This is a genomic window from Plantactinospora sp. B5E13, assembly GCF_039871775.1.
Classification (GTDB): Bacteria; Actinomycetota; Actinomycetes; order Mycobacteriales; family Micromonosporaceae; genus Plantactinospora.
This window is the reverse complement of record NZ_JBDPLT010000021.1, coordinates 69,811-88,302: the sequence shown is the minus strand read 5'-3', so window position 1 is coordinate 88,302 and position 18,492 is coordinate 69,811. Positions and strand designations below refer to the sequence as shown.

The window sequence follows — 18,492 nt, the reverse complement described above, 5'->3', positions numbered from 1 at the left end:
TCGGGGTCAGTCGGGGCCGGTGCGCAGCGGGTCGTACGCGTGCAGGAAGCCGCACATGCCGAGGGTGGTCTGCTCGGGTCGGGCGATCCGGGAGACGGTCGCCCCGGTCAGGTGCCGGTGGTCGCCGCGCCGCAGTGCCTCGATCTGCTCCCCGGTGCGCCGGCTGACCGCCACCGGCCCGTCGGTCCAACGTCGGGACCAGGTGTCGAGTTGGGGTCGGACCAGGGCGGTCGCCGCCGCGTAGAAGGCGTCGAGCGGCCCGGTGTCGCCGGCCTCGACGTGTCGCCGCAGCTCCGCGAAGCCCTCGATCGCCAGGTCGCGGCGGGCCCGGGCCCGGTCGGCCGACGGTTCCCCGGAGCCGTCGGTCAGCGACACCGCCCGCCGGTACGTCTCGGAGTCCACCAGGTGTTCGGGCGGCAGGGTGAGGACGGCGTCGCCGGCCTCCGGCAGGCCGCCGTTCTGCATGACGACCACCACCTGGAGGTCGCCGTCGTTCACCGCCCGGTGGATGGTGCCGGGGGTGAACCAGACGACGTCGCCGGGGGCGAGTGGCGACTCGGTGAAGCCGCCCGGGGTCAGGGTCTGCAGCCGGCCCCGGCCGCCGGTCACCACGTAGCACTCGGTGCAGCAGAGGTGGACGTGCGGCGAGCCGCCGTGCAGCCCGTCGTCGGTCCGCCAGGGATAGACCTCCAACCCGGTGATGCCGACCGCGCCGGGAAACGGCGGTGGCGCCCCGCCGGGAGGTGGGGCAGGTGCGTCGGTCACGGCTGGTGTTCCGCGGCGAAGGACTCGATCTCGGCCCGGTCCCAGGCCCGGTCGGCGATCACCACCCGGTGTCGCAGCCGCAGCGTCTCGTCGGGAGCGAGCGGGATTTCCTGGTCGAAGGCGGGTGACGGGTTGATCGCCGGGAACGGGGTGTTCCGGACGAACCACTTCAGCGGGACGTCCGCGCTGGAGCTGCCGGCGAAGACCAGCACGGTGCCGCCGCCGTCGACCTCGTCGTGCTCCCCGGTGTACGCCAGCCACGGTGACACCGTGCCCATGCTCTCCGGGTCGCCGCCGCCGTCCGGGGTGACGATCTGACCGCCGGCCCAGCCACGCGGCCCGCGCCAGAAGAACCCGGTGTAGCCGGCGTTCGGCCGACCGTGCGTGGTCGGGCTGCCGATCGACAGGTCGGCGCCCCGGATGTTGCGCAGCTCGGTGCCGAAGTCGAGCATCCAGCTGCCGCGTGCCCGGTCGACACCGTGGAGCCGCAGCTCGCGGTGTTCCGCGACCCAGTGTTCGCCGGTCGAGGTGAGCCAGGTGAGCGTCTCGCGCAGGGTCAGCTCGGTCGGGGTGACGTCGACCAGTTCGAACGAGTCGTGCCGCATCCGTCCGATGTTGTCCAGTCGGGTGTAGCCCTGGTCGCGGACGTACGAGTGTCCGCCCCAGAAGTTCTGCCCCGAGAGGTGCGAGATCGTCATCTGGATGCCCTTGTGCCACCGGTGGTCGTTCGGCCGGTACGCCGACACCAGCGCGCCGCCGAGGGTGCGCAACGGGTGCAGGTACGGCTTCGGTGACTCGTACGGGTCGATCCGGCTGTCGTCGTAGACGTAGGTGGCGATCTCGACCCCGGCGACGTCGACCACGATCCGGTGCCCGTGTTCGTGGGTGACGGTCAGGGTGCCGGCCCGGTCGGCCGTACCGTCTGCGGAGGTCATGAGCTCGGGTGCCTTTCGCTCGGCGGGATGCCGCGACCGCCGGTCCCGCTGCCGCCGGTCAGGGCCGCGCGGTGACCAGTGTCGATAGTGGACAGCCAGGGTCAGGGTTATCGGTAACCGTTTTCCCGAGCTAACCCCGTTCCGGTCGCCACGTCAAGATCCAAACCGGTTCAGCTCGGATGTCACGGCGTCACCCGAGGTGGAGCCCTCCACTGCGCAACGTTGGCGAATCCGTGTTTACCTGCATGAACATTCGTAGCCGGCGCTCCCCGGCCGGGGTTCGCCGATCCTCTGGTGACGGACTGGATGTTTCGGCATTAGGCCGAAACTTTCGGCCGCCGGCCAGGACCAGCGCGACCTGGTACAACTGCGAGCCCCCCCGGCATCCGCAGGTAGCGCGGCCCGGTCCGGCCCGGCCTTTCGCCCCGCGACGCGGTTCCGCTACGGCGACCCCGCCGTCACCCGGCCGGCGTCAGCCGGAAGCCCTGCAGTTCGACGCCCCAGACGTCCACGACCGGCTCGGGGACATCCTCGCCCGTGGAGCACCCCTCGACGCAGAAGCCGAAGAATTCCAGCATCGCCCGCTCGCCCAGGTCGAGCGGATGGAACGGCAGCGCGTACGGCTGGTCGTCCTCGTGGTACGGATCGGGCTCCACCGGAAACTGCCCTGCCCAGTAGGGGCGTTCGAATGGGAGCCGGTCGCCGATCTCCTCGGCGATGCCGCCGCCAGGCGAGAGACTCAGGGACCGGACCAGTCGGCCGTCCTCCCAGACCGCGAACGCCAGCCAGTCGACGACACTGTGCATGGCGTGCAGGTAGAGCCGTCGTCCCCGACCCACCTCCACCAGCTGCTCGGGGAGCTGCGACGGGCGGTCGAACAGCCGCCGCACCGGTCACCGTGATCCCGTCGGTGTCACGGAATCCTCCGATCGGGGTCATGCCGCATAGCCGCCTCTCGAGGGCCACCGCTGCTCACTGTGGTGGAACCGTATGATCTTCCGGAACGCTGCGGCGTACGCCATGTCCCGCCGCCCGTCGCGCGGCGCCCCCTCGCCGGTCGCCTTCTCGATGACCAGCCGACGGTCCAGGTCCGGGGGGTGGCCGAAGGCGTATTCCACCTCTCGGCCGTCCTTCCGGACCAGTTCGAACTCCACCAGGATCGCCATCTGCGCGGCTCCTCCCCGTCGATGAGCACGTCAAAGGTCTCGCCAACTGGCCGGCGAGCCTACCGCCCGTCCAGCAACCACTCGCCGGGCAACGCCCGCCGCACCGCCGAGATCCCGTCCTTCGACGTCGCACGGACCCACAATCACGTCCCGGGATCCTTGCGCAGGATCGCCCCGGGCTCCTCGAACCATCTCACGCGACAGCATGCCCCACCGGCGTCCGGACCGGGTACGGCCACCGGTCGGTGTCGGCCGAGGCCGTCACCAGAGGCTCGCGGTGACCTGTCGGTACGATCGCCGCCATGGCCCGGATCGAGCTGACCACCACCGTCATGGCCGACCTGGAGTCGGTGTTCGACGCCTGCCTCGACGTGGATCTGCACACCAGATCAATGACAGGCAGTCGGGAGCGGGCGGTCGCCGGGGTCACCACCGGCCGGCTCGGCGCACGGGATGTCGTCACCTGGCGGGCCCGGCATTGTGGTGTTCCGTGGCGGATGACCGTGCAGGTCACTGAGTATCAGCGGCCGTACCGGTTTGTCGACGAGCAGCTGCGCGGGCCGTTCACCCGGTGGTGGCACGAGCACACCTTCACGCCCGACCCTTCCGACCCCGCCCGCACCATCATGCGGGACGCCATCGACTTCACCGCGCCCGTCGGAGTCGTCGGAGTCCTGGTGGCCAGGCTGGGCCTCTCCGGCTACCTCAGCCAGCTGATCGCCCGTCGTAACGCCTTCCTCGCCACGTCGCTGGCCACCTGACGCTCCCGACTGGTCAAGGGCGTTGGACCGGTCAGCGGATGGGCACGTCGCAGCGGAAGGTACGCCCGGCGGGGACCGATATTCGCGGGCCCTGGTGATGGCTCCGGCGCAGAATAGCGCGGTGCGGATTCGACAGGCTGCGGAGAACGAGCTGGAACTCCTGCGGGAGATCGAACTGGCGGCGGGTGAGGCCTTCCGGGAGTACGGCATGCCGGAGGTCGCCGACCACGAGCCGCCGACGGTCGAGGCGCTGTCCGGGTTCCGGCAGGCCGGTCGGATCTGGACGGCGGCCGATCCGGACGACCATCCGGTGGCCTACCTGCTCACCGACGAGGTCGACGGCAACGTCCACGTCGAGCAGGTGTCGGTGCATCCCGGGTACGCGCGGCGCGGCATCGGCCGGTCCCTGATCGAGTACGTCGCCGGCCGGTCGGTGGCCGACGGCGTACCGGCGCTGACCCTGACCACCTTCCTTGAGGTGCCGTGGAACGCGCCCTACTACCGGCGGTGCGGTTTCCGGGTCCTTGACAACTCCGAGTTGACCCCGGGACTACGGGCGATCCGTGCACACGAGGCGGCACTCGGACTGGACGAGTGGCCCCGGGTCTGCATGTGCCGCGATCTTCCCTGACCTCGGAACGTACTCCCCCTCGGGGCGGGCTGCGATGAACTGGCAGGCTTTGCAGATGACTTCGGACCTGATCACTACCGCCGGGGCATCGGGCACCTGGACGCTCGGCGACCTGACGGTGAACCGGCTCGGTTTCGGTGCGATGCGGCTGACCGCCGCCGCCGACGGCACCCCCAGCGACCGGGACCGGGCCACAGCCGTGTTGCGACGGGCCGTCGAGCTGGGCGTGAACCACATTGATACTGCTGCCTTCTACTTCTCGGCGCTCCGTTCCGCCAACGAACTGATCAACACGGCACTGGCCCCGTACCCCGACGACCTGGTGATCACCACCAAGGTCGGTCCCGGCCGGGACCCGTCCGGCGGGTGGCTGCCGTTGGCCCGGCCCGACCAGCTCCGCGGCCAGGTCGAGGAGAACCTGCGTCAGCTCGGCCGCGACCACCTCGACGTCGTCAACCTGCGCCAGAACGGTCTCGAGTCGATCGCCGAGCACTTCGGCGCCCTGGCCGAACTCCGTGACGCCGGGCTGATCCGGCATCTCGGTATCTCCAACGTCAGACCGGAGCACCTCGACCAGGCCCAGGCCATCGCCCCGGTGGTCTGTGTGCAGAACCCGTACGGGATCGACTACCGGCGCAACCACGACAACTTCGTACGCGTCTGCGGCGAGCGGGGCGTGGCCTTCGTACCGTTCTTCGCGATCGCCGCCGCCGGCCGTGAGTCTGGTTCGAGCGGCATCGACAACGCGGCGGTCCACTCCGTCGCCCGGGCGCACGGCGTGACCCCGGCCCAAATTCGCATCGCGTGGACGCTGCACCAGGGGGCGCACGTGCTGGCGATTCCGGGCACCGGCGACCCGGACCATCTGCGGCAGAACGTCGCCGCCGGTGCGCTGCGCCTCAGTGGCGAGGATCTGGCCCTGCTGGATTCCATCCACCGCGATCCAATGGAGGATGTCGCCTCCTCCTGACGCACCAGCCGGTTCCGACCCGGGCGACCGGCCCGGTCCGCGCTGTACCGTGGCCCGGCCGCTGTGCGGTGGCCGGGCCGTCGGCCCGGCGAGCGCTCGGATGCGGCCGGGAGTACCGCGTCGCCGGGCGCGGCGTGCCGCTGCCGGCGTCGGCGGTGGCCGGAGCCGACGCGGCGGGATCGGGGTGCAGCAGCGCCAGCGCGGCGACCAGGCCGGCGGTGCGGCCGAGCAGCCGAACCAGGGTGAGGCCGCTGATCCGGTCGGCCCAGGGACGGGTCGGGTGGTTACCGGCTACCGCCCGCTGCGGTGGGTGCCCAGGGCCTTGGACAGCAGCTGGTGCAGTTGCCGCTGCTCGGTGGTGCTGAGCGCGGCCAGCGGTGACGCCGTCTCCATCCGGTCGGCGAGCCGGGCCCGGACCCGTTTCCCAGCATCGGTCAGGACCAGGGTGCGGACCCGGCCGTCCCGGGGGTGTGGCCGGCGCTCGGCTAGACCCCGTTCCTCCAGCTTGGTCGCCATCAGCGAAATGTTCGACGGGTCGCAGTGCAGCCGTTCGGCGAGCTGGCGCAGGGGTGCTGGGTCCGCGGCGGGGTCCACCAGCCACAGCAGGTTGGCGACCGGCTCGGTCAGGTCGAGCGTACGCAGGATGTCCCGCAGGTCGTCGAGGGTCCGTTGGGCCAACGTGACGACCTGGTCCACCAGGGTGCCGGTGAGCTGCGTATCGGCCACGTGATCAGTATAACTCCTTGAGAGTCTCCTTGAGTTTGTCATGGAAATGCTTGAGAATTTCAAGGGTGTACGCCGGCTGTCGGCGTCCTGACGTGCCCAGGAGGCACCGATGTCAACACCACGGACCCGCTCAGAGACGTGGACCGCCGACGACCTGCCGGACCTGTCCGGCCGCCGGATCGTGGTCACCGGCGCCAGCAGCGGACTCGGTCTGATCACCACCCGGCAGTTGGCGGCCCGCGGCGCGTCGGTGGTCATGGCGGTCCGGGACCTGGCGAAGGGGGAGCGGGCCGCCAGCACGCTCCGCGAACTCCTTCCCGCGGCCGACCTGGAACTCAGAGCGCTGGACCTGCTGGACCTGGACTCGGTACGGGCCTTCGCCGACCCGCTCGCCGGCGAGGAGCGGCCGGCGGACGTCCTGATCAACAACGCCGGCATCGCCACCCAGCCGCACCGGCTGAGCCCACAGGGGTACGAGAGCCAGTTCGCCACCAACCACCTCGGTCACTTCGCCCTCAGCCTGCGGCTGATGGAGAGCCTGACCCGGGGCACCGACCCCCGGATCGTCACCGTCACCTCCGCCCTCTATCCGTGGGGCAGGCTGGACCTCGACGACCTGGCCGGTGAACGCGGCTACTCGCCCGGCCGGGCCTACGTCGGTTCCAAGCTGGCCAACGCGCTGTTCGGGGTGGAACTCGACCGGCGGCTGCGCGCCAGCGGCTCGCCGGTCCGCAGCCTGCTCGCCCACCCCGGCATGGCGCGTACCCCGATGCAGGACAATGCCCGGACGCCCGTCGAGCGTCTGGTGGTCGCCGTCATCGGCGCGGCGCTGGGCCGGGACGCCGAGCAGGGGGCGCTGCCGCTGCTCTACGCGGCCACCGTCCCGGACCTGCCCGGCGGCAGTTACGTCGGTCCACAGCGGCGGACGGGGCGGATGCGGCCCGGGCCGGTCCCGCTGGTCCCGCCCGCCGACGACCCGGCGCTCGCCCGACGGCTCTGGGACGTCTCGGAGCGGGTCACCGGACTCCGGCTCACCCCGGTGGCCTGACCAGGCTGGCCGGGCTCCGGCTCTCGCCCCGGTGGGCGGGGGAGGCCCGCGCGGCCCCGGTGGACGGCGCCGCCCCGACCGCGGTCCGGGTCAGCCGTCCGCGCCCCGGTACTCGTAGAGCTGGTCGACGAACTTGCGGCGCAGCGGCGGCACCCGACTGGTCACACTGAAGTAGCCTCGCGCGGCGAGCATGGCGAGCCGACCGATGACCGGTTTGTAGATCCGGTCGTCGCCGTTGGTGCCGTTGGTCCGCAGCGAGTCGGCGACCCGGGCGAAGCCGTACCGGATCATCTCCGCCTCGTAGTCGGCGACCGCGGACAGCAGCGACTTGGCACCGGCGGCGCAGGCGACCAGTTCCCGGCGCAGCAGCGCGGCGTCCCGCAGCGCGGTGTTCGCGCCCACCCCCCGACCCGGCGTCATGGTGTGGATCGCGTCGCCGAGCAGCGTGACGTGACTGCTCGGCCACGGTTCGACCGGCACCGAGGTGGCCACCTTGACCGGTACGACACTGCCCGGATCGCTGTGCCGGAGCAGCTCCCGCAGGTTCGGGTGCCAGTTGCGGGTCAGCTCCAGGGCGATCTGCGCCAACGGCTCGCCGCGCAGCTCCATGACGTTCGCCGGAAACCGGCTCGCCGTGGTCCAGATGATCAGGTTGATGTGGTCCCGGGTGTTGTCGTAGAGCAGGCCCGGCCAGCTGGAGATCATGCTGGCGTCGGTGACCCCGATCCCCGGCTTGATCTCACCGCGCCGATCCCACTTGAACTCCATCACGTGCAGCACGCCCATCACACCGCCGGCCCCGAAGATCAGGGAGATGCCCTGCCGCACCTCGTCGGAGAGCAGACTCCGGGTGTACTCGGTGAGCGGGATCTTGCTGGCGATGTTGATGCTGCCGGCGTCCTTGACCACCGCGTGCGGCAGGTACTGCCGGCGGACCGCCGAGTGCGTGCCGTCCGCCGCGACCAGCAGGTCCCCGGTGGCCGACGTGCCGTCGGCGAAGTACGCGGTGACCCGGCCGTCGCGCTGCTGGAAGTGGGTGAAGGTCCGGCCGAAGTGGACGACGTCCTCCATGTCGGTGAGCAGCACCTGGCGCAGCGTCATCCGGGAGACCGACTGGTCGATGCTGGTCGGGTCGGCGTCCGGCCGCAGCGGGAACGAGGCCGTCCGGTGCAGCTGCTCGGTGAGCACGTTGAAGTACCGGGGCGGCCGGGCGGTGGTGGCCAGAAACGTCTGGAACAGCTCCGGCGGCAGGCACTCCCGCAGCGCCCGGCAGCCCGTCGGGTTGATCCCCACCCGGTAGCCGTGCAGGCCGTCGCTGCGGGTGCGGTACCGCTCGTACACCGCCACGCTGATCCCCGCGCGGCGCAGTCCGTGCGCCAGGCACATGCCGCCGGTGCCGGCGCCGATGATGAGCACGTGCAACGGTTCGTCGGTCATCGGAACTCTCCCGTCGCCGGGATCAGCGGACGTCGCCGGTCGCCGACCCGGGACCGTTCCACTGGTAGAAGCACCGGGCCATCGCGTCGCGGGGCGACCGCCAGGTCGGCGAGTACGGCGAGACGAAGGCGCCGAGCCGCTCCTGGACGGTGACGAAGAGCGGGTGCCGGTTCGCCTGGGCCAGCCGGGCCGGCGCGTCGTCCTCGGTCTCCATCAGATGCAGACAGAGATCGTCGAGACAGTAGAGCGAGCGGTGCCGCACCCCGGTGACGGTGTGCAGGTCGGTCTCGTCCGTCTCGGCGAAGATCTTCGCGATCTCCTCCTCGGTGCCCGGGACGATCCGGCCCACGATCAGCACACGGTTCATGTCGGCTCCTCAGTGGTGGGAAGGGCGGTCGGCCCGGTCACCATCGCCCCGACCACGTCACCCGGCCATCATCCGTCGGCCGCGGCCCGTTGCCGTCGGTTGACGCGTGGGTGACGCCGGACCGGACACGATGAGCCCATCGTGGGCAGGTCGGCGTCGGCCGCTGGTGCGGGTCAGCGTCGGCCGGGGATCGCCGACAGCGGCGACCGGTCGGTGGCTGTCGCGGGCCGGGCCGTACCGGGGGACACCGCCCGACCCGGGGTGGGCGGGGCCGGCTGGGCCGCGTCGTACGGGCCGGGCCGGGCCGGATACGGGCGGGGCCGGGGCGAACGGGTGATGGTCGGCCGGGGGATCGGCGCGAGCAGATCACTGAGCAGCTCGGACATCGCCGGGGACGGCTCCAGTTGCAGTTCGCGCAGCAGCAGGTCCCGGTAGACGTAGAAGGCCTGCAACGCCTCGTAGGCGTTTCCCTCGGCCAGATGCGTCTCCACGATCAACCGGTGTGGCGTCTCGCGCAACGGTTCGGCCCGGACCGCCTCCAGCGCCGCCTGCAACGCCTCGCCGTGCTGTCCCGCCCGGAGATGACCACGGGCGATCTCCTCCAGCATGTGCAACCGCAACTGGCGCAGCCGTTCGCGTTCCAGCAGGACCCAGTCGTCGTACCAGCCGGGCAGCAGGTCGTGTCGGCCGCTGGTGATGGTTTTCGCGGCCCGGCGCGGGTCGCCGCCGTCCCGGACCTCGTCGGCGGTCCGGACGAGTTCGTCGACGTCGAGCGCGACGACCGGGTCGAGCCGGACCGTGTCGCCGGTGACCAGCAGCGGGCAGTTGCCGTCCTGGCGCAGTCGCCACAGTGCGGTCCGCAGCGAGGACATCGCCCGGTCGTCGGAGGTGTCGGGCCAGAGCAGCCCGGCCAGGTGCGCCCGGGTCGCGCCCGGCCGCAACCCGATCAGCGCGACGATCCGCTGCAGACCCCGGGGTACGGCGACCGGCACCCCGTCGTGCAGCAGGCCGAATCCGTCGAGCAGCAGCAGCTGGATCGAGCGGGGCGACGACGGGTCGGACTGACGGGCCGGTGGCCCGTGCGCATCGCCGTGCCGCGTGCTCTGCCGAGAGGTCACGGCCCACCCTCCTGCACCCGGAAGTCAGCGTCCCGGAGCCCGCTCCGCTGGACGGCGCCGCGTTCCGCCGTCCTGCCCCGCCGGCGGCGCTCCGGACGCCGCCCGGCCGGCCGGCGTCGGATTCGGCCAGCCGGATATTTCAGAGCGTGACGAACGCTATCAATCGTCGTTACGCTCGGTCAACTGGCTGGTCAGCAATCCGACCCGCTCGGGTGATCCGATGACATCCCGGCTGAGCTGCTAATAAGCCCGCGTCGACCGGTCCGTTCGGCAGAGCTCGGAGCGCCCGAGCGGGCGTATTGTGCCGGTCTTCCGTCACCAGAGCGTCACCAGTGGAATTCATCCGGGGACCTGCTCGGGTGACGACGCGGTGACAGGCCACCAGCAGGGTGGTTCCCAGTCGTCCGGACGAGGCCGCAGTCGGGGGACCGCCACCAGGGCAGTCCTCGCCGTGCGGCCCGGATCCGCTTGCCAGTGATCCCGGAGTGCGGGACTTGGGCCCAGGGAGGCTGCCCCATGGATCGCTCACTGATCGTCGCGAAGGTCGTTCCGGCCGCGGAACAACAGGTGGCGCGGATCTTCGCCGAGTCGGACCGGACCGAGTTGCCGCGCCTCGTCGGCGTACGGCACCGCTCGCTCTTCCGGTTGCACGACCTGTACGTCCACCTGATCGAGACCGAGCATCCGGGCGCCGCCGCGGTGGAGAGCGTACGCCGGCACCCGGAGTTCGTCCGGGTGAGCGAGCGGCTGTCTCCGCACGTCACGCCGTACCTGGCGACCTGGCGCGGTCCGGCGGACGCGATGGCCCGCTGCTTCTACCGCTGGGACGCCCCGGCCGGGACCGCCGGCTCGACCGGAGGTGGGCGATGACCCCGGAGGCGTTCACCGACCCCGACCGGCCGTCGTGGATCAGGTGCCAGGCCTGCCCGGCCCTGCTCTACCGCAAGCGGCTGCGGCGCAACCTCGACGTCTGTCCGGAGTGTGGGGACCACCGGCGGCTCGACGCGCCGGAGCGGATCCGTCAGCTGGTCGACCCGGGCAGCTTCGACCCGCTGCCCGATCCGGCGGTCCAGGTCGACCCGATCGGATTTGTCGACTCCGTGCCGTACCCGCAGCGGCTGGCCGCCGCGCGGGCCGCGACCGGGCTGGCCGAGGCGGTGCTCTGCGGTACCGCCACGCTCGGCGGTCACCGGCTCGTCCTGGCGGTGATGGACTTCCGGTTCCTCGGCGGCAGTCTCGGCTCGGTGACCGGGGAACTGATCACCCGGGCCGCGGAGCGGGCGCTGGCCGAGCGTCTGCCACTCCTGCTCGTCACCGCCTCCGGCGGCGCGCGGATGCAGGAGGGGGTGCTCGCGCTGATGCAGATGGCCACGATCAGTCAGGCGATCGCGGCCCTGCGCGAGGCGGGCCTGCCGACCATCAGCCTGATCACCGACCCGACGTACGGGGGAGTGGCCGCCTCCTTCGCCACCTGCACCGACGTCGTGGTGGCCGAGAGCGGTTCCCGACTCGGATTCGCCGGTCCCCGGGTCATCCGGCAGACCATCCACCAGACGTTGCCGGACGGCTTCCAGCGCAGCGACTTCCTGCTGCGGCACGGTCAGGTCGACATGGTGGTGCAGCGCCGGAACCTGCCGGCGCGGCTGCGGTGGCTGCTCGCCGCCACCGGTACCGGACGGGCCGGGAACGCCGTCCCCGCCGTCCCCGCGGGCCCGGCCGGACCGCCGGCGGTCGGATCGACGCTGACCGCAGGCGGCTCCGGCCCGGTTGGTCCGGCGACGGAGCCGGAGGCCTGGCGGATCGTCCGTTCCGCCCGGCACACCGACCGGCCGACCACCCTGGACTATCTGGCCACCGCGTTCGACGGCTTCGTCGAACTGCACGGCGACCGGCTCGGCGTCGACTGCCCGGCGATCGTCGCCGGCCTGGCCCGGCTCGGCGACCGGTACGTCGCCGTGGTCGGACACCAGAAGGGCCACCATCCCCGGGAGTTGCGGGAACGTAATTTCGGCATGGCGAGTCCGGCCGGCTACCGCAAGGCGATGCGGGTGATGCGGCTCGCGGCCGGCCTGCGGCTGCCGGTGGTCACCCTGATCGACACGCCCGGGGCGTACCCGGGGGTCGAGGCCGAACGGCAGGGCCAGGCGGCGGCGATCGCCCAGAGCATCCTGACCATGACCGGCCTGCGGACCCCGGTCGTCGCGGTGATCATCGGCGAGGGCGGCAGCGGCGGGGCCCTCGCCCTGGCTGTCGCCGACCGGGTACTGATGCTGCGCAACGCGGTCTACTCGGTGATCAGCCCCGAGGGCTGTGCGGCGATCCTCTGGAACGACCGGGCGGCGGTACCCCGGGCCGCCAACGCCCTCCGGCTCACCGCACCCGACCTGCTCCGGCTCGGCGTCGCCGACGGGATCGTCGCGGAGCCGGCCGAGGGCGCGCACCGGGATCCGGCCGGTGCCGCCGCGCTGCTCCGCCAGGCCCTGCTGGAGACCCTGGCCCCCCTGTCCGAGGTGCCCGCCGACGAACTGGTCCGGCGTCGGCGCCGCCGGTTCCGCCGGTACGGAGCCGCCTCGGGCGTCGTACCGGCTGCCGCCTCGGGCGTCGTACCGGCTGCCGCCTCGGGCGTCGTACCGGCTGCCGTACCGGGTGCCGCTCCGGCCGTCGTACCCGCGGGGCTGTGGTCCGGGACGTCCCGGACCGAGGTGGTTGTGCTGCCGACCGGAACGAGGTCCTGATGGTCACCGTGTCGCCCGACGCCGTCAACGGCGTCGACGCCGGCGCCGAGGGCGACCGGACGGAACTCGCCGAACTGCGTCGACAGGCGTCCCGGCTGCTCGCCGAGACGTCCGGTCCACTGCGCCGGATCCACCTGCGCCGGGGTGACGCGGTGCTGGAGATCGAATGGCAGGCCGAACCGGTGACGCCGGGGGATGGGGTCGGAACGTCGCCGTTCGACGTCGCGCCGGTGCCCGCCGTGCCGCCGTCGAACGGAACGGTCCGGGAGGAGGACGTCACCGACGTACGCCGGATCCTGCCGGCGCCGTTGGTCGGCACCTTCTACCGGTCGCCGGAGCCCGGCGGACCGCCGTTCGTCGAGGTCGGCGACAGGGTCGAGGCCGGACAGGTGGTCTGCATCGTCGAGGCGATGAAGCTGATGAACGAGGTGGTGGCCGAACAGGCCGGAAGGGTCGTCGAGGTGCTCGTCGGCGACGGCGATCCGGTGGAGTTCGGACAGCCGCTGCTCGCCCTGGTACCGGCGTGAGTCGAGGACGGTGCGACGGTGTTCGAGAAGGTCCTGATCGCCAACCGGGGCGAGATCGCGGTCCGGGTCGCGCGGGCCTGCCGGGAACTGGGCATCCGCAGCGTCGCCGTGTACTCGGCCGCGGACCGGGACTCGGCGGTGGTACGGCTGGCCGACGAGGCGGTCTGCATCGGACCGCCGGACAGCCGGCACAGTTACCTGAACGCGGCGGCGATCGTCGAGGCGGCCCGGCAGACCGGTGCGGAGGCGGTGCACCCCGGCTACGGTTTCCTCTCCGAGGATCCGGACTTCGCCGAGATCTGCGCCGACAACGGCCTGGTCTTCGTCGGCCCCCGGCCCGAGGTGATGTCGGCCCTCGGCGACAAGTCGCGGGCGAAGGCGCTGATGGCCGAGGCCGGCCTGCCACTGTCACCCGGCAGCCTGGCGACCGTCGGTACGGCCGCCCAGGCCAGGGCGGTCGCCGACGAGATCGGCTACCCGGTGATCATCAAGGGGGCGGCCGGCGGCGGTGGCCGGGGGATGACCGTGGTCTGGTCCGCCGCGGAGTTCGTGCCGGCGTACGAGCGGACCCGGATCGCGGCGCAGGCCGCGTTCGGCGACGACCGCGTCTACGTCGAGCGCTACCTCACCCAGGCCCGACACGTCGAGGTGCAGGTCCTCTGCGACGGGTACGGCAACGGGGTGCACCTCGGCACCCGGGACTGCTCGGTGCAGCGGCGGCACCAGAAACTGGTCGAGGAGGGGCCGGCGCCCGCGCTCTCCAGCGCGACCCTCGACGCGTTGGCCACGACCGCGCTGCGCGGCGCGCTGCGGGTCGGTTACACCGGTGCGGGGACCTTCGAGTTCCTGGTCGACGAGGCGGAACGCTTCCACTTCATCGAGATCAACTGTCGGATCCAGGTCGAGCACCCGGTCACCGAGATGATCACGGGTGTCGACCTGGTGCACGAGCAGCTGCACATCGCCGGCGGGGTGCCGCTGCGGCTGCGGCAGGAGGACGTCCGCGCCTCCGGAGTCGCGATCGAGTGCCGGATCAACGTCGAGGACCCGGCGCGGGGCTTCGTACCGACCCCGGGCCGGCTGACCCGGTTCGTGCCGCCGACCGGGCCGTTCACCCGGGTCGACACCCACGGCCATCCCGGATACCTGGTCGGCCCGTACTACGACTCGCTGCTGGCCAAGGTCGTCGTCTGGGCACCCGACCGGGACCTGGCGCTGGGCCGGATGGAACGGGCACTGCGCGAGTTCGAGGTGGCCGGTCCCGGCGTGCACACCACCATCCCGTTCGCCCGGCGGGTCCTCGAGGACCCGGGATTCCGCAAGGGGCGGTACACGACCGGCCTGGTCGACCGCCTGCTGGGCACAGCCGATCCACCCGGCGGGGAACCGTCACCGTCGAGTTCCGCGATTCCCATGAGGAGAACCAGATGACCGTCAGGCACGAGGATCCGGTAGCCACCGGGCCGGAACCCAGCACCACGCACGACGGCGGCTCCACGGTCACCGCCGTGGAGATCACCGACATCCTGGTCCGGCACTGCGGGCTGGACGCCGAGGCGGCGGCCTCCGCGCCGACCGCCTCCCTGGAGGAACTCGGCATGGACTCGCTGGCCCTGCTCGAACTCCAGGCCGTGGTCGCGGACCGCTACCGTGCGGACATCCCGGAACAGGCCACCCGACTCAGCATCACCGAGATCGCCGAGCTGGTCGCCGGGCAACTCGACGCCGCCGAACGCCCGCGCGCCGGCTCGTCGGACGCCGGTGCGCTCGGCGGCTCCGGCCCGGCGGGTACGGCGGCGCCGGCCCCACGGTCCGGCGCCACCGGTCGGCCCGGCCACACCGAGAACAGCATGCTGATCGCCGCGCCGCTGGATCTGGTCTGGGACCTGACCAACGATGTCGCCGGCTGGACCGGGCTGTTCACCGAGTACCAGTCGGTGCAGATCCTCGAGCAGCACGGCGACACCGTTCGGTTCCGGCTCACCATGTACCCGGACGACAACGGCGTGGTGTGGAGCTGGGTCAGCGAACGTACCGCCGACCCGGTCCGGCGCGAGGTGAACGCCCACCGGGTGGAGACCGGGCCCTTCGAGTACATGCGGATCCACTGGCGCTACCACGAGGTGCCGGGCGGCACCCGGATGACCTGGACCCAGGACTTCGAGATGCGACCGACCGCTCCGGTCAACACCGCCCAGATGACCGACCGGATCAACGCGAACAGCCGGATCCAGCTCGACATCATCCGCGACAAGATCGAGCGGATCGCGGTCGAACTCGCCGCCACCCCGGCCGACGGATCCGGCGATGAGTGAGCCGGGACGCCGCCTGGTCGCGACCGGCGACGTACCGCCGGACCGGCGGCGCGGCGCCGAACTCCGGGTCCTGCTCGGCCCGCGCACCGTGGGCAGCAGCTCCGGTTTCATGGGGGTGGCGCACCTCGACCCGGGCGAACGGATCGCCGAGCACTACCACCCGTACAGCGAGGAGTTCCTGTACGTGGCCCGGGGCGCGCTGGTGGTCGACCTCGACGACGAACCGGTGCCGGTGGCCGCCGGCGAGGCCCTCTACGTCCCGGTGAACGTCCGGCACCGGTTGCGCAACGTCGCCAGCGAACCGGCGGAGGTGGTGTTCCACCTCGGCCCGCTCGCCCCGCGCCCGGAACTCGGCCACGTCGACACCGAGCCGGGCGCCGCCCCGGTGCTCGGGCCCGGCCCGACCAACGCGCCGGCGGGAGCCGCGCCATGAACCGGCGGCGTACGGTGGTGACCGGGATCGGGGTGGTGGCCCCCGGCGGGGTCACCCGCGACGAGTTCTGGGCCACCATCACCGCCGGCCGGACGGCGACCCGGCGGATCACCTTCTTCGACCCGTCGCCGTTCCGGTCCCAGATCGCCGCCGAGTGCGACTTCGACCCGGTCCGCGCCGGGCTCACCGTGCCCGAGCAACGGCGCGCCGACCGGTACGTCCAGTTCGCGCTGGCCGCCTCGATCGAGGCACTCGCCGACAGCGGACTGGACTTCACCGACGCGCTGCGGGACCGGACCGGGGTGGTACTCGGCTCGGCGGTCGGCGGCACCATGCTGCTGGAGCAGGAGTACGTCCGGGTCAGCGACGGCGGCGCGCGGTGGTTGGTCGACCCGGAGCGGGCCGGCCCGTTCCTGTACCAGGCGCTGATGCCGAGCAGCCTGGCCGCCGACGTCGCCTGCCGGCACGGGCTGCACGGTCCGGCCCAGGTCGTCTCCACGGGCTGCACCTCCGGCATCGACGCGATCGGCTACGCCCACCAGTTGATCGAGGATGGCGAGGCGGACGTGGTGCTCGCCGGCGCGTCGGACAGTCCGATCTCGCCGGTCACCGTCGCCTCCTTCGACGCGATCAAGGCGACCACGCCGTGCAACGACGACCCGGCGCACGCCTCCCGACCGTTCGACCGAAACCGGCAGGGATTCGTGCTGGCCGAGGGGGCCGCGGTGCTCGTCCTGGAGGAGGCGGAGCAGGCCCGGCGGCGTGGGGCGCGGATCTACTGCGAGGTCGCCGGCTACGCCAACCGGAGCAACGGCTACCACATGACCGGACTGCGACCGGACGGGGTGGAGATGGGGCTGGCGATCGGGGACGCGATGGCGCAGGCCCGGCGGGACCCGGGGGAGGTGTCGTACATCAGCGCCCACGGCTCGGGAACCCGGCAGAACGACCGGCACGAGACGGCGGCGTTCAAGCGGGCACTGGGCGGCGCCGCGTACGACGTGCCGATCAGCTCGATCAAGTCGATGATCGGGCACTCGCTCGGCGCGATCGGCGCGATCGAGATGGCCGCCTGCGCGCTCGCGATCGAGCACGGGGTCGTGCCGCCGACCGCGAACTGGGCCAACCGCGACGAGGAGTGCGACCTGGACTACGTCCCGAACGTGGCCCGGGAGGCCCAGGTCGACGTGGCACTCTCGGTCGGCAGCGGCTTCGGCGGCTTCCAGTCGGCCATGGTCTTCACCCGCCACGACGGGGGCCGACGGTGACCGGGCCGGCGGATGCCGGAGCACCGTACGGGCCGGTCGGCGACGGATCCGAACGTCGGGCGGTGATCACCGGGATCGGGGTGGTGGCACCGAGCGGCATCGGCGCGGACGCGCACTGGAAGTGTCTGCTCGCCGGGCAGAACCGGATCGGCCGGATCAGCCTCTTCGACCCGAGCAGCTACCCGGTGACCCTGGCCGGCGAGGTCGCCGACTTCGACGCCCTGCAGCACGTCGACAACCGGCGGATGGTGCAGACCGACCGGTGGACCCATCTCGGTTTCGCCGCCACCCGGCTCGCGCTCGCCGACGCCGGCCTGCCCGAACTCGCCGACGACCCGTACGGTTACGCGGTCACCCTGGCCAGCGCCTCCGGTGGCAACCTGTTCGGCCAGCGGGAGCTGCAGCGGCTCTGGCGGGGACCGGGGCGCACCGTCGGGGCGTACCAGTCGATCGCCTGGTTCTACGCGGCCAGCGTCGGGCAACTGTCGATCCGGCACCAGTTCAAGGGCCCGTGCGGGGTGCTCGCCGCCGAGACCGCCGGTGGTCTGGACAGCCTGGCGCACGCCGTACGGCTGGTCCGGCGGGGCACCCCGGTGGTGCTGGCCGGCGGCACCGAGTGCCCGCTGAGCCCGTACGCGCTGACCTGCCAGCTCCGGAGTGGACTGCTGAGCACCTGTCCCGATCCGGAGCGGGCGTACCGGCCGTTCGACGTGGCGGCGAGCGGGTACGTACCCGCCGAGGGCGGCGCCGTCTTCGTGGTGGAGGAGTTGGCACATGCCCGGGCCCGGGGTGTCGACACCGTCTACGCCGAGGTGGCCGGCTGGGGGGCCAGCCACGACGCCCGGCACACCGGCTCCCCGGACGGGGTGGACAGTGCCCAGTACGCCCGGGCGATGCGGCTGGCGTTGGACCGGGCCTCGGTCGATCCGGCGGCGGTGGACGTGGTGGTGCCGGACGCACTCGGGGTGCCCCGCTACGACCGGAGCGAGGCGGACGCGCTGCGTACCGTCTTCGGCACCCGTCCGCCGCCGATCAGCAGCCAGAAGGCGTTGACCGGCCGGGCGCACCAGGGCGGTGCGGCGTTGGACGTGGCGACCGCGCTGCTCGCCATGCGACACGGCGTGCTGCCGCCGACCGCCGGCCTGGACCGGCCGGCGGTCGGCTGTGACCTCGACTTCGTCCGGGACGTCAACCCGAGGCGGGTCGCCACCGCACTGGTCGGCGCCCGCGGTTTCGACGGCTTCAACAGCGCGGTGCTGTTGCGCCGGGTCCCGGCCTGACACGGCAAGG

Annotated in this window: 19 protein-coding genes and 1 pseudogene; 12 read left to right on the top strand and 8 right to left on the bottom strand. The window is 72.2% G+C overall.

Features of this window, described 5'->3' with window-relative positions:
• Positions 1-6: 6 nt before the first annotated feature.
• The 4 genes from ABGB05_RS20190 to ABGB05_RS20175 form a co-directional block, all read right to left on the bottom strand.
• Positions 7-765 (bottom strand): cupin domain-containing protein, encoded by a 759-nt coding sequence (locus tag ABGB05_RS20190; protein WP_347654993.1) that lies wholly within the window; start codon positions 763-765, stop codon positions 7-9.
• The gene (locus tag ABGB05_RS20185) at positions 762-1,700 is read right to left on the bottom strand and encodes a PmoA family protein (RefSeq protein ID WP_347654992.1); all 939 of its coding nucleotides are present in this window, start codon (positions 1,698-1,700) and stop codon (positions 762-764) included. Before ABGB05_RS20185 ends, ABGB05_RS20190 begins: the two co-directional genes overlap by 4 nt.
• Positions 1,701-2,158: 458 nt before the next feature.
• Complete coding sequence (locus ABGB05_RS20180) at positions 2,159-2,590, bottom strand: hypothetical protein (RefSeq protein WP_347654991.1); 432 nt, start codon at positions 2,588-2,590, stop codon at positions 2,159-2,161.
• Between the two features lie 45 nt (positions 2,591-2,635).
• Positions 2,636-2,866, bottom strand: coding sequence for a hypothetical protein (locus ABGB05_RS20175; RefSeq protein WP_347654990.1), 231 nt, complete (start codon positions 2,864-2,866; stop codon positions 2,636-2,638).
• Between the two features lie 302 nt (positions 2,867-3,168).
• Between ABGB05_RS20175 and ABGB05_RS20170 the strand changes: the two genes are divergently transcribed.
• The 3 genes from ABGB05_RS20170 (at position 3,169) to ABGB05_RS20160 (ending at position 5,228) form a co-directional block, all read left to right on the top strand.
• A complete protein-coding gene (locus ABGB05_RS20170) occupies positions 3,169-3,627 on the top strand; it encodes an SRPBCC family protein (protein WP_347654989.1) in 459 nt (152 codons plus the stop codon).
• Between the two features lie 121 nt (positions 3,628-3,748).
• On the top strand, positions 3,749-4,258 hold the full coding sequence (locus tag ABGB05_RS20165; RefSeq protein ID WP_347654988.1) for a GNAT family N-acetyltransferase: 510 nt from the start codon (positions 3,749-3,751) through the stop codon (positions 4,256-4,258).
• A gap of 55 nt (positions 4,259-4,313) precedes the next feature.
• The gene (locus ABGB05_RS20160; protein ID WP_347654987.1) at positions 4,314-5,228 is read left to right on the top strand and encodes an oxidoreductase; all 915 of its coding nucleotides are present in this window, start codon (positions 4,314-4,316) and stop codon (positions 5,226-5,228) included.
• 291 nt (positions 5,229-5,519) lie between these two features.
• On the opposite strand, the gene ABGB05_RS20155 is transcribed toward ABGB05_RS20160, so the two are convergent.
• The gene (locus ABGB05_RS20155) at positions 5,520-5,954 is read right to left on the bottom strand and encodes a MarR family transcriptional regulator (protein ID WP_347654986.1); all 435 of its coding nucleotides are present in this window, start codon (positions 5,952-5,954) and stop codon (positions 5,520-5,522) included.
• A 109-nt stretch (positions 5,955-6,063) separates the two neighbouring features.
• On the opposite strand from ABGB05_RS20155, the gene ABGB05_RS20150 reads away from it, so the two are divergent.
• On the top strand, positions 6,064-7,002 hold the full coding sequence (locus tag ABGB05_RS20150) for an oxidoreductase (protein ID WP_347654985.1): 939 nt from the start codon (positions 6,064-6,066) through the stop codon (positions 7,000-7,002).
• A gap of 90 nt (positions 7,003-7,092) precedes the next feature.
• On the opposite strand, the gene ABGB05_RS20145 is transcribed toward ABGB05_RS20150, so the two are convergent.
• The 3 genes from ABGB05_RS20145 to ABGB05_RS20135 form a co-directional block, all read right to left on the bottom strand.
• Positions 7,093-8,439, bottom strand: coding sequence for an NAD(P)/FAD-dependent oxidoreductase (locus ABGB05_RS20145; protein ID WP_347654984.1), 1,347 nt, complete (start codon positions 8,437-8,439; stop codon positions 7,093-7,095).
• A gap of 22 nt (positions 8,440-8,461) precedes the next feature.
• Complete coding sequence (locus ABGB05_RS20140; RefSeq protein WP_347654983.1) at positions 8,462-8,806, bottom strand: TcmI family type II polyketide cyclase; 345 nt, start codon at positions 8,804-8,806, stop codon at positions 8,462-8,464.
• A gap of 173 nt (positions 8,807-8,979) precedes the next feature.
• Positions 8,980-9,843 carry a bacterial transcriptional activator domain-containing protein gene (locus ABGB05_RS20135; RefSeq protein ID WP_347655029.1) on the bottom strand — a complete coding sequence of 288 codons (864 nt, stop codon included), beginning with the start codon at positions 9,841-9,843 and terminating at the stop codon, positions 8,980-8,982.
• 597 nt (positions 9,844-10,440) lie between these two features.
• Here ABGB05_RS20135 and ABGB05_RS20130 point away from each other — a divergent pair.
• From ABGB05_RS20130 to ABGB05_RS20095, 8 genes and pseudogenes are all read left to right on the top strand, one after another.
• Positions 10,441-10,794: a TcmI family type II polyketide cyclase gene (locus ABGB05_RS20130; protein WP_347654982.1), complete on the top strand. Its 354-nt coding sequence runs from the start codon at positions 10,441-10,443 to the stop codon at positions 10,792-10,794.
• A pseudogene (locus ABGB05_RS20125) lies at positions 10,791-12,494 on the top strand (acetyl-CoA carboxylase carboxyltransferase subunit alpha); the annotation flags it as partial. The gene ABGB05_RS20130 and the pseudogene ABGB05_RS20125, both read left to right, overlap by 4 nt.
• A gap of 164 nt (positions 12,495-12,658) precedes the next feature.
• Positions 12,659-13,186 carry an acetyl-CoA carboxylase biotin carboxyl carrier protein gene (gene accB / locus ABGB05_RS20120; protein ID WP_347654981.1) on the top strand — a complete coding sequence of 176 codons (528 nt, stop codon included), beginning with the start codon at positions 12,659-12,661 and terminating at the stop codon, positions 13,184-13,186.
• An 18-nt stretch (positions 13,187-13,204) separates the two neighbouring features.
• Positions 13,205-14,617: an acetyl-CoA carboxylase biotin carboxylase subunit gene (locus ABGB05_RS20115; RefSeq protein ID WP_347654980.1), complete on the top strand. Its 1,413-nt coding sequence runs from the start codon at positions 13,205-13,207 to the stop codon at positions 14,615-14,617.
• Positions 14,614-15,501, top strand: coding sequence for an SRPBCC family protein (locus ABGB05_RS20110; protein WP_347654979.1), 888 nt, complete (start codon positions 14,614-14,616; stop codon positions 15,499-15,501). Before ABGB05_RS20115 ends, ABGB05_RS20110 begins: the two co-directional genes overlap by 4 nt.
• Positions 15,494-15,934 (top strand): cupin domain-containing protein, encoded by a 441-nt coding sequence (locus ABGB05_RS20105; RefSeq protein WP_347654978.1) that lies wholly within the window; start codon positions 15,494-15,496, stop codon positions 15,932-15,934. Before ABGB05_RS20110 ends, ABGB05_RS20105 begins: the two co-directional genes overlap by 8 nt.
• Complete coding sequence (locus ABGB05_RS20100; RefSeq protein ID WP_347654977.1) at positions 15,931-17,202, top strand: beta-ketoacyl-[acyl-carrier-protein] synthase family protein; 1,272 nt, start codon at positions 15,931-15,933, stop codon at positions 17,200-17,202. Before ABGB05_RS20105 ends, ABGB05_RS20100 begins: the two co-directional genes overlap by 4 nt.
• A gap of 62 nt (positions 17,203-17,264) precedes the next feature.
• The gene (locus tag ABGB05_RS20095; RefSeq protein ID WP_347654976.1) at positions 17,265-18,482 is read left to right on the top strand and encodes a beta-ketoacyl synthase N-terminal-like domain-containing protein; all 1,218 of its coding nucleotides are present in this window, start codon (positions 17,265-17,267) and stop codon (positions 18,480-18,482) included.
• The last annotated feature ends 10 nt before the right edge of the window (positions 18,483-18,492 follow it).

What these genes read in the sequence shown, in the direction of transcription:
- ABGB05_RS20175 (WP_347654990.1), bottom strand. Translation starts at nt 2,866, where the DNA reads ATGGCGATCCTGGTGGAGTTCGAACTGGTCCGGAAGGACGGCCGAGAG.
- accB (WP_347654981.1), top strand. Translation starts at nt 12,659, where the DNA reads ATGGTCACCGTGTCGCCCGACGCCGTCAACGGCGTCGACGCCGGCGCC.
- ABGB05_RS20145 (WP_347654984.1), bottom strand. Translation starts at nt 8,439, where the DNA reads ATGACCGACGAACCGTTGCACGTGCTCATCATCGGCGCCGGCACCGGC.
- ABGB05_RS20185 (WP_347654992.1), bottom strand. Translation starts at nt 1,700, where the DNA reads ATGACCTCCGCAGACGGTACGGCCGACCGGGCCGGCACCCTGACCGTC.
- ABGB05_RS20170 (WP_347654989.1), top strand. Translation starts at nt 3,169, where the DNA reads ATGGCCCGGATCGAGCTGACCACCACCGTCATGGCCGACCTGGAGTCG.
- ABGB05_RS20105 (WP_347654978.1), top strand. Translation starts at nt 15,494, where the DNA reads ATGAGTGAGCCGGGACGCCGCCTGGTCGCGACCGGCGACGTACCGCCG.
- ABGB05_RS20160 (WP_347654987.1), top strand. Translation starts at nt 4,314, where the DNA reads ATGACTTCGGACCTGATCACTACCGCCGGGGCATCGGGCACCTGGACG.
- ABGB05_RS20130 (WP_347654982.1), top strand. Translation starts at nt 10,441, where the DNA reads ATGGATCGCTCACTGATCGTCGCGAAGGTCGTTCCGGCCGCGGAACAA.
- ABGB05_RS20110 (WP_347654979.1), top strand. Translation starts at nt 14,614, where the DNA reads ATGACCGTCAGGCACGAGGATCCGGTAGCCACCGGGCCGGAACCCAGC.
- ABGB05_RS20100 (WP_347654977.1), top strand. Translation starts at nt 15,931, where the DNA reads ATGAACCGGCGGCGTACGGTGGTGACCGGGATCGGGGTGGTGGCCCCC.
- ABGB05_RS20150 (WP_347654985.1), top strand. Translation starts at nt 6,064, where the DNA reads ATGTCAACACCACGGACCCGCTCAGAGACGTGGACCGCCGACGACCTG.
- ABGB05_RS20140 (WP_347654983.1), bottom strand. Translation starts at nt 8,806, where the DNA reads ATGAACCGTGTGCTGATCGTGGGCCGGATCGTCCCGGGCACCGAGGAG.